Consider the following 12484-nt stretch of genomic DNA (forward strand, 5'->3'; position numbering starts at 1 on the left):
CTTCTTAACAAGCAAGACATGAAAAGTTCGTTTAAGCTACTCATTTTAATTAGTGTATTCTTTTTCACCTTGACAGCAAAGGCTAAAAGCGATGGTTTTGATGAGCCTTATCGGCCTCAATTTCATTTTACGCCTGCCGAAAATTGGATGAACGATCCGAATGGCTTAATCTATTTTGAAGGGGAATACCATCTTTTTTATCAGCATAATCCCAACGGAAAAGAGTGGGGTTTTATGCACTGGGGGCATGCGGTGAGTCCGGACCTTGTTCATTGGGAACATTTGCCCTTGGCTATTTACCCGGACAATGAATCGACCGATAAAGAGTTTGCGACCGCCTTTTCAGGCTCTGCTATTGTTGACAGGAACAACCTGTTGGGCAAACAACAGGGCGAGCTTCCAACGCTGTTGGCATTTTACACCAGCAAGGATAATGGGCAGCGCATTGCTTACAGCACCGATAAGGGGCGAAGCTGGGAAAAATATGAAGGAAACCCGGTGGTTGCCTTTGATGAAGAGGATGATGCCCGCGATCCCAAGGTGTTCTGGCATGAAGATAGCCAACGTTACGTCATGGTTTTGTGGCGGATGCCGGAGGGACAAGAAAGCAACCAGGGAATTTCCATCTATTCTTCGGAAAATTTAACCGACTGGATGCATGAAAGTCACTTGGCCGGTTTTTATGAATGTCCGGACCTGGTGGAATTGCCGGTGAACCGACGAGCAGATGATACGCGCTGGGTGATTTTTGACGGTGACGGCTCTTACCTGATTGGCGATTTTGACGGGAAACGCTTTAAGCCGGAAACGCCCAAAATGCAAGGGGATTTCGGAAAGAACTTTTACGCCACACAAACCTTCAATAACCTACCTGACGAACAGAACCGGACCATTCAATTGGCCTGGATGAGAGGTGGAGAGTACCCGGATATGGCGTTCAATGGTCAAATGACATTTCCAACGGAACTGGCCCTGAAAAAATACTTGGAAGGAATACGGCTGGTACGGACTCCCGTGAAGGAAATCGAACTGCTGCATGAAAAAGGACATAGCTGGGAAAATGAAAACCTGATTCCGGGCTTGAATAAGAACCTGACACGGAAAATCAAAGGCGACTGTTTACATATTAAAGGCACGTTTGATCTGAAAACGGTGAATAGCTTTGGGTTTGTGGTGCGTAATTCGCGAAAGGAAACAGGCGTGGAAATTCGATACGATGCCACCAAGCAAGTTTTATCCTGCATGGGACAAGGCGTGCTACTTAGCCCGGAAGACAACAAAATACAACTGGAGATCCTGATTGACCGAACTTCCATTGAGCTTTTTGGCAATGATGGCAAAGCCGTTTTAAGTTCTTGTTACACTGCTGATCCCGAAGCTCAGCAACTCATTCTGTACAATACCGGTGGCGAGCTTTTGGTCGAGCAACTGGAAATCTACCCCTTAAAATCAATGTATGAGCTTGATTAGCTTTCGATAAAAATAAATCGAGGACGGGGATTGCAAATTGATGCTTTCCCCTTTCTTATTTCTATGGAATAGGCTAACTTCAAGGAAAAATTAAAATCAATGGCAAAAAAGAAAAACAGAAAGAAGAAACTGAAAAATCTTTCGAACTTCAATAAACCCCAACTTAAAAAATCCATTCTCGATATTTTTTACAGCGACCCGCAAAAGACCTACAACTATAAGCAGTTGGCCGGAATTTTGGGTGTGAAGGACCAGGAGACAAAGAAACTGATCAATGTGGTTCTTGATGAATTGGCGGAGAATGAAAACCTGCAGCAGGTTCAACGGGGAAAGTTTAAAGTAAAATCGCGGGGAGGTTATATCTGCGGACTGGTAGAACTGCAACCCCAGGGATTTGCACACATCATTTCAGATGAAGTGGACCGGCCTGTGCTGGTTTCGCAGCGCAACCTGAACCATGCCATGGAAGGCGACAAGGTAAAGGTGTACCTGTATGCCCGGCGTAAAAAACACCAGCTGGAAGGCGAAGTGTCGGAGATTGTGGAACGCGCCAAGACCACCTTTGTGGGAACGGTAGAACGCTCCAAAAACTTTGCATTTCTGGTTCCGGTTGGTAAAGTTGGTTTCGACTTGTTCATTCCGGCCGAGAAGCTCAATGGAGCAAAAGACGGGCAAAAGGCCATTGCCAAGATTACAGAATGGCCTCAAAAAGCCAAGAATCCTTTTGGCGAAATTATTGAGGTGCTCGGCGATGTTGGTGATCACCAAACGGAAATGCATGCGATTTTGGCCGAGTTTGACCTTCCGATTCGCTTCCCTGAAAATGTGCTGAAAGCCGCCGAAAGAATTCCGGAAGAAATTACGCCCGAGGAGATTAAAAACCGGCGCGACATGCGGGATGTGGTTACGTTCACCATTGATCCGGCCGACGCCAAGGACTTTGATGATGCCTTGTCGGTGCGCAAACTTGACAATGGTTTGTGGGAAGTTGGAATTCACATTGCTGACGTTAGCCATTACGTGCGTCCCAACACCATCCTGGATGATGAGGCGTACTCCCGAGCCACATCCGTTTATCTGGTTGACCGTGTGGTTCCGATGTTGCCGGAGCGGTTATCCAATGGTGTTTGTTCGCTTCGCCCCGATGAGGACAAGCTTTGCTATTCGGCCGTTTTCCATCTGGATGATCAGGCCAATGTGAGCGGGCAGTGGTTTGGCCGAACCGTGATTCATTCCAACAAGCGGTTTTCGTATGAAGAGGCTCAGGAGATTATTGAAACCGGCGAGGGAGATTTGAAAGACGAAGTACTGACCTTACAAAAACTGGCGGTGGAGCTTCGGAACAGTCGCTTCAAGCATGGTTCGCTGGCATTTGATCGGGTGGAGGTAAAATTTGAAATCGAAGAGGAAACCGGTAAGCCCCTGTCCGTCTATTTTAAAGAGTCCAAAGAAAGTAATAAGCTAATTGAGGAGTTCATGTTGCTGGCCAATCAAAAAGTGGCTGAATTTATTGGTAAAGCCAAAGGAAAGCGGCCGGCTAAAACCTTTGTTTACCGGATTCACGATCGGCCCGATCCGGAAAAGCTGGAAAACTTCAATCATTTTATCCAGAAGTTTGGTTATGGCATTCAAACAACCAGTTCGCGTGCTATTGCGAAATCGATGAATAATTTGATGAACAATGTGAAAGGGAAAAATGAGCAGAATGTGATTGAAACACTGGCTATTCGCTCCATGGCGAAGGCGGTATATTCTACCCGGAACATTGGGCATTACGGACTTGGGTTTGAGTATTATTCTCACTTCACTTCACCCATCCGGCGTTATCCGGATATCATGGTTCACCGCCTGCTGGAGCGTTACCTCGACAACGGGCGCTCGGCCAATGCGCAAAAGTATGAAGACATGTGTCATCATTCTTCGGAAATGGAATCACGCGCAGCCAATGCCGAGCGGTCTTCCATTAAGTACAAGCAGGTTGAATTTATGAAAGACAAGATCGGCGAAGCTTTCCCGGGAGTGATCTCCGGAATTACCGATTGGGGAATTTATGTTGAACTTGAAAATAAATGTGAAGGCATGATTCCGATTCGGGAGTTGGGAGACGACTTTTACATTTTTGATGAGAAGAATTATTGCCTGGTGGGTAAGCATAGTAACAAAATGTACCAACTGGGCGAGAATGTTAAAGTCGAAATTTCGCGGGCAAATCTTGAGCGAAAACAGCTTGATTTTAAGTTGATTGAAAAGCTCTAGATTCGTTGTAGGGAGAAAAAGAAACTGATTATTCTAAAAATTGAATATCTTTAACCCTGTTTTATAAAAATCAACCCAATGGTAATGAATACTCAAAACGGCGGGAATAAACGAGATGCCAACCGTGAAAATATTTTAAAAATTGCGCAGGAAATTTTCAGCAAATACGGTTATAAAAAAACCACGCTTGATGATATTGCCAATGCCGTTCGGAAGGGAAAAAGTTCATTATACTACTATTTTGACAGCAAGGAAGACCTTTTCCAGGCTGTCATTATGAAAGAGGTGGATGTATTGAAGCGGGAACTGGAGAAGGTGGTGCTTCGGAATACGGATCCGGTAGAAAAACTACGCGATTACATTTTGACCAAACTAACCACCTTTCGCGGGCTGGCTAATTTTTACCATGCCCTGGAGAACGATGTGACAGCCATTGAATTCATTGACAACATCAAGGATAAGTATGATCAGGAAGAAATCCGGATGATCAAGCGGATTTTGATTGAAGGGGTTCGTAAAAATGAGTTTGAGATTTATGACTTCACCCTGGCAGCCATTGGTATTACTACGGCCATTAAAGGGCTTGAAATGCCCCTTTCGGCCGGAAACTACGGCTCGGTAAACCTGGAGCGAAGTGTCGACAATATCTTGAAGATTTTGTGCTACGGCATTATGAAACGCTAAGCAGTTGCCGGATCAAAAATGAAAGAGTAGCATGCTGCGCTTTTAAGAAGTAAGCTGACCTTCCTCCTATTATTCTTAATCTATAAGCTTGTTTCTATTGGTTGGGACAAATTAAATCGGCTAATTAATTAACGCCATGACTATGATTCGTAGATTTTCAGAAGGCTTAGCCTAAGTCTTTGGACAAGTTGCGAACGGGATACCAGGCCGCAAAGAAGCCAATGCAAAGTACAATAAGGAAAGTGGCTGACACATCAATCAGCTGGAGTTCGACGGGGTAGGCTGATAGCGCAAAAGAACCGTCGCCGGGGAGTTTTAGAAGCTCAAACTGGGTTTGTGCCCAGACCAGAATAATTCCCAAAATTAATCCGCCAATGGCACCGGAAAAGGACACCAGCCAACCTTCAAAAAGGAAAATTTGCCGGATCAGTTTGTTGTTGGCGCCCATGCTTTCCAGGATTTTAATATCATCCTTTTTGTCGATGATAATCATGGTTAGGGAGCCTAAAAGGTTGAAGGAAGCAATCACCAGAATGAAACTCAGAATCAGGAAGCTGGACCATTTTTCCGACTTCATTACCCGGTACAGAAATTCATGCTGTTCGTAGCGATCTTTCACAACAAACTGAGGTCCTAGTATTTGCTGGATCTTCGTTTTGACGGTTTCTACATCAGCGCCGTCAGTAAGTTTAAGCTCGAGGGAGCTAAGGCGTCCTTCCATCTCAAAAAGCGACCGGGCCAAATCAATGGGCACGAGGATGTATTTGTTGTCAATTTCTTGTTCAACCGAAAAAGAACCAGCCGGAAAAACATGCGCCCGGTTGAGTGATTGATCCATGTTCAGGCGTGTTTTAAAATCTTTACGTGGCACATGGATGTAGATGGGGCTGACAAAGGAGAGACCAACCGAGAGTTCATAGCGTACGCCTTCGCCAATTACCGCAAAGTTTTGCGAACCGTTTTTCAGGACGAATTGACCATCATCAAGGATAACGCTGTCTAGTCCCGAAAAAGAGCCATAGTCGGGCGCTACGCCTTTTACCACACCATATTTTAAGCGGTCTTCATAACTCAGCATGGCGTTTTCTTCCACCACTTCGGCATAACGGGCTACCCCTTCCAACTGTTTTACAGCGTCAAAATCGGCATCCTCAAGCGTAAAGCTTTTTCCTTCGGTCACGGTAATTTTTAGGTCTGGGTCGAAGCTGGAAAGCATATTCTCAATGAAGGAGTCAATGCCATTAAAGGCAGACAGCACTACGATCAGCGCCATGGTTCCAATAGCAACACCCACTACGGAAATGGCCGATATAATGTTAACTATATTGGCTGATTTGGGAGAAACCAAATAACGGCGTGCTATGTAGAATGCGAGTTTCAATTATTTATAGGCTTTTACGATCAATCCGGTTCCAGTTGGGTGTTTCAGGTTGACATCAAAATAATTCAACAGGGCAGCAAGGGGGAAAACAATCAGGTAATAGAAGGGGAGAAGCACAAAAAACAACTTGTTGGCTCCTAGCATCAAAATCGGGTATTTCATGGATAGTTTCCACGATATTTTTCCGGGGGCACCGTACGAATAACGGGCATCGACCCGGCTAAATCCGGCTGCTTTCAACTTATCCGCAATGTCCTGAATGTTATAGCCGTCGCGCACATGTTCATCCACAAAACCATGCACGCCTTCTTCTTCATGATCATGGTCATGCACATCTGAACCTCCCTGGTCCGAAGGGGTTGAAATTAGAAGAACCCCTCCTTTTTTCATCGACTGGTAGAAGTTCTCAAACACCCGGGTGTCCTCTTCAATGTGCTCCATTACATCAATCGAAAGCACGAGGTCGTAGCTTGCCTCGCTTTTGTACTGTGTCAGATCGGCATATTGAAACTTAACCTGGCCGGCTTTATCAATTTTTTCAAAGAAGCGATTGCAATCTGCAATTTGCTCGGGCTTTATGTCCGCAGCAAGAATTTTAGCTTGGGGAAACAGCCTCGACATGCGGTAAGTATATTGACCAAAGCCCGACCCGGCATCCAAAATACTGGGCTGTTGTAGCCCGTTTTTTTTCAAGGCACGAAGCTCTTTCCGGATATGCCACGAACGCAATAAAAGCCAGTCGAGCAAAAGATAAAACAGTTTCCGCAGGGTCGGATTTTGGTTAAATACCTTGCCCAAAGAACGCTTAATCGGATCGTACTGCATGCTTATTGGTTTAAGAGGCGGTCAATATTGTCGATGTAATCCAAACTGTCGTCGATATAAAATTCCAATTCAGGGATAACCCGCAATTGTTTACCCACTTTTCGTCCGAGTAGCCCGCGAATTTTCGGATTGGCAATCCGGATTTGCTTCAATACTTCTTTACGTTCTTCGGTAGGGAAGATGCTGATGTATGCTTTGGCCAAGGCTAAGTCGGGGCTTACGCGCACGACCGTTACGCTAATCATTTTGCCCATGAACAGGTTGCGGCTCTCTTTCTGAAAGATGTCTGCCAGTTCTTTCTGTAACAACCGGCTTATTTTTTGTTGACGTGTTGATTCCATGTGATTTGAATTTCCGGCAAAGTTACCAAAAATCCGACAGCCAAGCTGCATGCTTCAAACGAATTCGGTATGAACTTCTATTCGCGGGCTTGTCAGTTTGCTGTGACATCGGCTTAGATTTAAAAATGAGCCTGTTAAATCCAATGGCTTTTGGGTGGAAAGCTTCGCTTGCCAGCATAAAAAAAGTCCTGCCAATGAGAGGCAGGACTTGTGGTATGTTGCTTTTTATAAGCGTTTTAATTGTTGGAATACTTATTTGGGTAGCGGATACCCTTGCAGTTTTTCCAGGTTTAAGGCAATTTCTGCATCCGGGTATTCGTAGTCCTGCAACTCTCCGTTCAGGTATTTGTCGTAACCTACGAGGTCCATCAAACCATGTCCGCTGAAGTTGAAAAGAATGGTTTTCTCTTTACCTTCTTTTTTGGCTTTTTTAGCTTCGCGAATTGTGGCGGCAATGGCATGCGTGGTTTCCGGAGCCGGAATGATGCCTTCGGTTTTCGAGAACAGCAGTCCTGCTTCGAAGCATTCGCTTTGGTGGATGGCCTGTGCTTCCATCAGTCCGTCGCGCAAAGCGGCACTAACCAAAGGAGCCATGCCGTGGTAGCGCAGTCCGCCGGCGTGAATAGGAGCGGGCACAAAATTGTGTCCCAGGCTGTGCATCGCCATCATTGGGGTCATCTGAGCCACATCACCGTTGTCGTAAATAAATGGAGCCTTGGTTAAGGTGGGGCATGAGAAAGGCTCAGCTCCAATCACCTGAATGTCGGCACCATTAATCTTATCATAGATGAAAGGGAAAGAGAGGCCGGCAAAATTACTTCCACCACCACAGCAGCCAATAACAATATCGGGCTTGTTGATGCCCACTTTAGCCAGCTGTTTTTTAGCTTCCAACCCAATAATGGTTTGGTGCAGCATCACATGGTTAAGCACCGAGCCCAGCGTGTAGCGTGTTTCTCCTTTGGGGTCGGTTACAGCTGCTTCAATGGCTTCAGAAATTGCAATCCCTAGTGATCCCGGTGTGTCCGGGTATTTGGCCAGAATATCACGTCCGGCCTGAGTTTCCGTACTTGGGCTGGCTATGCAGTTTCCTCCCCAGGTGTTCATCAGCATTTTGCGGAAAGGCTTTTGTTCAAAGCTCACTCGAACCATAAACACTTTGCACTCAATACCGCCAATAACTGAGCAGGCAAAGGAAAGGGCAGAACCCCATTGGCCAGCACCAGTTTCGGTTGTCAATTTTTTAATTCCGAATTGTTTGTTGTACCAGGCTTGCGGAATTGCAGAATTGGGTTTGTGGCTTCCTGCAGGCGAAACGCCTTCATTTTTATAGTAAATTTTGGCTGGTGTTCCCAGCGCTTCTTCCAGTTCGTAGGCACGAATCAGGGGACTTGGACGCCAGCGGAAAAGGTGTTGGCGGATTTCTTCCGGAATGTCGATCCAGCGTTCCTGGCTTACTTCCTGCTCAATCAGGTTCATGGGGAATACAGGAGCCAGCATTTCCGGTGTAATTGGTTTGCCATCGGGGCCTAAAGGTGGGTTTAAGGGCGATGGAAGATCAGCCGCTAAGTTGTACCACTGTTTGGGCATGTCTGCTTCGTCCAGATAGATTTTTTTGTGTCGTGCCATGTTTATCGGTTTTTAATGAAAATTTTAAACTAAAAATGGGGTTTGCTGCATATACAACAAACCCCATTTCACGGCCTCTATGATCGTAAAACAATAGCTTGGTCCAGCGTTTCCATTTTCACGTTACGCCAGTGCCATTCGGTTCCGTATAAAGGCATTTTGTACATCTGTTCTTTAATTTTCCGTAAAACTAATTATTATTTTTCAGTTTTCACTTTCCTTCTGCCACCGAGTTGTTTCTTTCAAGAAGATTTTGATCAGATTCTTTTTGTCCTTTCTGAATAGAACTCGACGATCGGAAATTGGCCTTATCAAATACCTGTCGAGGTAGGAAGAGCTCTCTCTTCTGTTTTCTGTTGAAAAAGGGAACGCAGTTTCTTTCAAAAGGTGTTTTCCGGTTTAGGGGTTTGGCTGCTTAAGCTGGTTAAGGAATATGAAGGGAGTTGAACAGGTAAAATAAATTTTTGTCTTTCAAGGATTCAAGCTATTTTTGCAGCTCATTTTCACAGAAGAACGATCACATGAATAAAGCAACCGTTGTTAGTGGCATCAGGCCAACAGGATTTTTACATTTAGGCAATTACTTTGGGGCAGTGCAAAACTTTCTGCGCATGCAGGAAGACTATAACTGCTATTTTTTCATTGCCGATATTCATTCGTTAACTACGCATCCAACGCCTGAAAACCTGCAGGCCGGTGTGAAGCAAGTGTTAGCCGAGTATTTAGCTTGTGGCATTGATCCAGAAAAGTCAACCATCTTTATTCAGAGTGATGTTCCTGAGATTACCGAGTTGTACACCATTCTGAACATGAATGCTTACCTGGGAGAGCTGGAGCGCACGACTTCATTTAAGGATAAAGCCCGCCAGCAGCCCGACAATGTGAATGCAGGCTTATTGACCTATCCGGTGCTGATGGCTTCGGACATCATTATTCACAAAGCACACTATGTGCCGGTTGGAAAAGACCAGGAGCAAAACCTGGAAATGGCGCGTAAATTTGCCAAGCGTTTCAACCGCATGTATAAATCGAAGGTATTTCCTATTCCAAAACCATTCACCTTTGATGGGGCCGACCTGATTAAGGTGCCCGGCTTGGATGGTAGCGGCAAGATGGGAAAATCAGAAGGGAATGCCATTAACCTGTACGACACGGAAAAGGAAATTCGTCAGAAAGTGATGCGTGCCGTAACCGATTCAGGCCCAACGGAGCCCAATTCGGAAAAGCCCGAAGCGATTCAAAACTTGTTTACCCTGATGAAAATTGTTTCGAAGCCCGAGGTGGTTGCCCAATTTGATGAGGCTTACAACAAGTGTGAAATTCGCTACGGCGATATGAAAAAGCAGTTGGCGGAAGATATTATTCAATTTACTTCGCCAATCCGGGAGCGTATTGTGACCATTTTGGAAGACGATGCTTACCTGGCCAAAGTGGCTAAGATGGGAGCCGAAAAAGCCCGTGAGTCAGCTTTGGTAACCTTGAATGAGGTGAAAAAACTGGTGGGTTTCCGCAAATTTTACTAAGCGATTGTAAAAAGATAATCGATAATATCATAAAGACTCTGAATTCAATAATTCAGGGTTTTTTTTTTGATCTAACCGGGGTTTGTAAAGCTTGTTGAAGAGGGACGTTTTAAGATGGTTTGAAGCATAAAAAAGCCCCTTGTGGAGGGGCTTCAATTATCGTTTAACGTAAATCCAGATTCCCGAACCGGGGGATTCCGTTTGTATCTTTTGCTTTGCTGTTTTAGCTTCCTGAAGGCTGGCAAAACTGTCAAGTGCAATGTAATGCAGTCCTTTAATTACCCCGATGTTTTGGGCCTTAAATCCTTCAGCCTGCTTTTGCTGGATAAACTTACCGGCATTGGTTTTGCTTCGGAAACTGCCACCAATAAGATAATACGAATGCTTCAAAGTGAGCACTTCGGGTTGAGCGTTTTCTGTAACAATGGGCCGGATAGGCTCTATTTCCTGAACCATTTCTGTTCGGTTCATCATCTCTGCAATGCTGGTCAGGTTTGACCTTTGCAAATTGGAGGTGTTGTTTTTAATAGGAACCAAGGCTAAGGCAATTAAAACCGGAATGGCTACCAAAACTTTTTTCAGTGTTCGTTTTTGAAAGAAAACCTGAACGGCATCGCGCTCTTCTTGTGAAATTTCCTTGCGAACCAGGTTTTTGGCATAAATGGTTTCGTAGTTGAATGTGGCCAGACCATAGGAGTCGAGGTTGAAGTTTTCGTTCATCTCGGGGGTAAAAGTCAGGCTTTCATGCTCATCGTAACTTAACCGGCCAACTCCGTCAATGGTGATGGTTTCACCATCGGTAAGCCGGTAGTTGAGCTCCTGAACCAGCAATTCTACTTGTTTGCTGACAGCCAGGTAATTGCTCCCTTCTTTCTCAACCAAATGATTGATCAATAAACCATCATTAAAAGTCAGCTTCTCATTAAAGCTGATAGCCTTGGATGGCGGATTGAATTGTGCCGTCCGGACCGTTGCAGGTTTGTAATTACTTACAAAACCACCGAAGCCGGGGATGATGACACAGTCATTCAACAATAAGAGTTCTTTGATGTAGGCTAAAATTTCCACGTTCGTCTCTGTTTATGCCCAAAAATAAAGAAAAATTAACACGCTGGCAACCCTAAGTTCTCAACAATTTAAGCAAGTTTTCAAAAGACAGGCGTAACTTACAGGGGCTTATTAATTAAGCACAACATTTAAATTTGTAGTTTTGAAAAAAATACTCAATCAATTACTATGTCAAAAAAAATATTGGTAACCGGAGGAACGGGTTACATTGGCTCGCACACAGTTGTTGAGCTGCATGACGCAGGCTTCGAAGTAGTGGTCGTTGACGATCTGTCGAACTCTAGTGTTGACGTGTTGGATAAGATCGAAGAAATCAGTGGGAAGAAACCTGCTTTTGAGCAATTCAACCTGGCCGATGCCGCCAAAACAGATGATTTTTTCAAGCGTAATCAGGACATCGCTGCCATCATTCACTTTGCAGCTTCCAAAGCTGTGGGGGAATCGGTACAACAGCCTTTGCACTACTACCGCAACAACCTGGTGTCGTTGATGAACATTTTGGACTGCCAGCGGAAATACAACGTTGCGAACCTGGTGTTTTCTTCTTCTTGTACGGTGTATGGCCAGCCCGATCAGTTGCCAGTAACTGAAAACACTCCGCGTAAAGATGCTGAGTCGCCTTATGGCAATACCAAACGGGTAAATGAAGATATTTTGCATGACAGTGTGAATGCCTATCCTGAGTTGAAAACCATTGCCTTACGCTACTTTAACCCGATTGGGGCACACCCGAGTGCTTTGATTGGCGAGTTGCCTTTAGGTGTTCCTCAAAACCTGGTGCCGTTTATTACGCAGACAGCTGCCGGAGTGCGCGAGCAACTTAGCGTTTTTGGAGATGATTACGATACCCCCGATGGTTCGGCAATCCGCGACTACATTAACGTGGTTGACCTGGCTAAGGCGCATGTGGTTGCCATTACACGCTTGCTGGAAAACAAAAATAAGACTGGCTACGAGGTCTTTAACCTGGGAACCGGTAATGGTTACTCTGTTCTTCAAATTGTGAATGGCTTCGAAAAAGCGACTGGCGTAAAATTGAATTACAAAATTGTGCCGCGTCGTGCCGGAGATATTGAAAAGATTTGGGCCGACACCACTTATGCCAACGAAGAGCTGGGTTGGAAAGCGGAAAAAGGATTGGAAGAAACGCTGCTTTCGGCCTGGAACTGGGAAAAGCGTCTACGCAATATCCAATAAGAAATTTGCAGTTTCTTTTTTACAAAGAAGAATTGCAGGCAGTTACAAAGGCTTTGTCTCAACCGGCAAGGCCTTTTGTTTTTTGCTCTTCCTATCGATTGAGCACAAGC

The 12484-nt window shown here is 45.0% G+C and carries 10 protein-coding genes; 5 read left to right on the forward strand and 5 right to left on the reverse strand.

Features of this window, described 5'->3' with window-relative positions; all coding sequences use genetic code 11:
• The first annotated feature begins 18 nt into the window (after positions 1-18).
• The 3 genes from Q1A18_RS08730 (at position 19) to Q1A18_RS08740 (ending at position 4410) form a co-directional block, all read left to right on the forward strand.
• A complete protein-coding gene (locus Q1A18_RS08730; protein WP_299578566.1) occupies positions 19-1470 on the forward strand; it encodes a glycoside hydrolase family 32 protein in 1452 nt (483 codons plus the stop codon).
• A 99-nt stretch (positions 1471-1569) separates the two neighbouring features.
• Positions 1570-3726, forward strand: coding sequence for a ribonuclease R (rnr, locus tag Q1A18_RS08735; RefSeq protein WP_299578567.1), 2157 nt, complete (start codon positions 1570-1572; stop codon positions 3724-3726).
• An 84-nt stretch (positions 3727-3810) separates the two neighbouring features.
• Positions 3811-4410, forward strand: a complete 600-nt coding sequence (locus Q1A18_RS08740) for a TetR/AcrR family transcriptional regulator (protein ID WP_299578568.1) — start codon at positions 3811-3813, stop codon at positions 4408-4410.
• 166 nt (positions 4411-4576) lie between these two features.
• On the opposite strand, the gene Q1A18_RS08745 is transcribed toward Q1A18_RS08740, so the two are convergent.
• The 4 genes from Q1A18_RS08745 to Q1A18_RS08760 form a co-directional block, all read right to left on the reverse strand.
• Positions 4577-5791: an FtsX-like permease family protein gene (locus tag Q1A18_RS08745; protein ID WP_299578569.1), complete on the reverse strand. Its 1215-nt coding sequence runs from the start codon at positions 5789-5791 to the stop codon at positions 4577-4579.
• Complete coding sequence (locus Q1A18_RS08750; RefSeq protein ID WP_299578570.1) at positions 5792-6616, reverse strand: class I SAM-dependent methyltransferase; 825 nt, start codon at positions 6614-6616, stop codon at positions 5792-5794.
• Positions 6617-6618: 2 nt separating this feature from the next.
• On the reverse strand, positions 6619-6957 hold the full coding sequence (rbfA, locus tag Q1A18_RS08755) for a 30S ribosome-binding factor RbfA (protein WP_299578571.1): 339 nt from the start codon (positions 6955-6957) through the stop codon (positions 6619-6621).
• A gap of 252 nt (positions 6958-7209) precedes the next feature.
• Complete coding sequence (locus Q1A18_RS08760; RefSeq protein ID WP_299578572.1) at positions 7210-8586, reverse strand: TrpB-like pyridoxal phosphate-dependent enzyme; 1377 nt, start codon at positions 8584-8586, stop codon at positions 7210-7212.
• Between the two features lie 521 nt (positions 8587-9107).
• Here Q1A18_RS08760 and trpS point away from each other — a divergent pair.
• Positions 9108-10109: a tryptophan--tRNA ligase gene (gene trpS / locus Q1A18_RS08765; protein WP_299578573.1), complete on the forward strand. Its 1002-nt coding sequence runs from the start codon at positions 9108-9110 to the stop codon at positions 10107-10109.
• Positions 10110-10265: 156 nt separating this feature from the next.
• Here the strand turns inward: trpS and Q1A18_RS08770 are convergent, their stop codons facing one another.
• Entirely contained in the window at positions 10266-11177 is a 912-nt protein-coding gene (locus Q1A18_RS08770) for an SPOR domain-containing protein (protein ID WP_299578575.1), read from the reverse strand.
• Positions 11178-11345: 168 nt separating this feature from the next.
• On the opposite strand from Q1A18_RS08770, the gene galE reads away from it, so the two are divergent.
• Positions 11346-12374, forward strand: coding sequence for a UDP-glucose 4-epimerase GalE (galE, locus tag Q1A18_RS08775; protein ID WP_299578577.1), 1029 nt, complete (start codon positions 11346-11348; stop codon positions 12372-12374).
• Positions 12375-12484 lie beyond the last annotated feature (110 nt).

The sequence above is a fragment of the uncultured Sunxiuqinia sp. genome, assembly GCF_947495665.1.
Taxonomy (GTDB): Bacteria; Bacteroidota; Bacteroidia; order Bacteroidales; family Prolixibacteraceae; genus Sunxiuqinia; species Sunxiuqinia rutila.

Coding starts and splice junctions, on each gene's coding strand:
- rnr (WP_299578567.1), top strand. CDS start 1,570: ATGGCAAAAAAGAAAAACAGAAAGAAGAAACTGAAAAATCTTTCGAAC.
- galE (WP_299578577.1), top strand. CDS start 11,346: ATGTCAAAAAAAATATTGGTAACCGGAGGAACGGGTTACATTGGCTCG.
- trpS (WP_299578573.1), top strand. CDS start 9,108: ATGAATAAAGCAACCGTTGTTAGTGGCATCAGGCCAACAGGATTTTTA.
- Q1A18_RS08740 (WP_299578568.1), top strand. CDS start 3,811: ATGAATACTCAAAACGGCGGGAATAAACGAGATGCCAACCGTGAAAAT.
- Q1A18_RS08760 (WP_299578572.1), bottom strand. CDS start 8,586: ATGGCACGACACAAAAAAATCTATCTGGACGAAGCAGACATGCCCAAA.
- Q1A18_RS08750 (WP_299578570.1), bottom strand. CDS start 6,616: ATGCAGTACGATCCGATTAAGCGTTCTTTGGGCAAGGTATTTAACCAA.
- Q1A18_RS08730 (WP_299578566.1), top strand. CDS start 19: ATGAAAAGTTCGTTTAAGCTACTCATTTTAATTAGTGTATTCTTTTTC.
- rbfA (WP_299578571.1), bottom strand. CDS start 6,957: ATGGAATCAACACGTCAACAAAAAATAAGCCGGTTGTTACAGAAAGAA.